The sequence below is a fragment of the Mesorhizobium sp. M1A.F.Ca.ET.072.01.1.1 genome (assembly GCF_004023325.1).
Classification (GTDB): Bacteria; Pseudomonadota; Alphaproteobacteria; order Rhizobiales; family Rhizobiaceae; genus Mesorhizobium.
Window position 1 is genome coordinate 1 of sequence record NZ_RZSF01000717.1, and the last position, 501, is coordinate 501.

Below are 501 nucleotides of genomic sequence, written 5' to 3' on the forward strand. Positions count from 1 at the left end.
GGCGGTTTCTGTCCCCCCCCCGCCACAAAACTTAGCCGCGCCAGTTCCTCAGCGGCCGCCACCCGCAGAATTAACCTTTTGTTAACCATTCGCCCGGCACCCTTTAACCATTGAGTAAGGATTCGTCTGGCCGTGACCTTCGCCGCCCCTTTGCACAACAAATCCATCCGCTTCCGCGCCCGCTCCTTCGTCGCTTTCACGCTGACGCCGGAGGCGCCGATCGACGAGTGGCTGGAGGGGCTCGATCACTGGATCGGCAACTCGCCGGGCTATTTCAACGGCCGCCCGGTAGTGTTGGATCTCAACACTTTGAAGCCGGGGCCGGAGGAGATCGCAGCACTTGTCGGCACGCTCGCCCGGCGCGGCATCCGCGTCTACGCGATCGAGCTCGAGGGCGCCGAGCTCGGCCCCGATTTGCCGCCGCTGCTCGCGGGCGCCAAGGAGGCGACCGCCGAGGGCCTGCTGGGCAGGGCCGCGCGCAAGGCGAAGGCGGAAGAGATC

Annotated in this window: 1 pseudogene; it reads left to right on the forward strand. The window is 66.1% G+C overall.

Annotated elements, in window-relative coordinates:
* Positions 1-132: 132 nt before the first annotated feature.
* Positions 133-501, forward strand: a pseudogene (locus EOA32_RS37700) (septum formation inhibitor MinC); the annotation flags it as partial.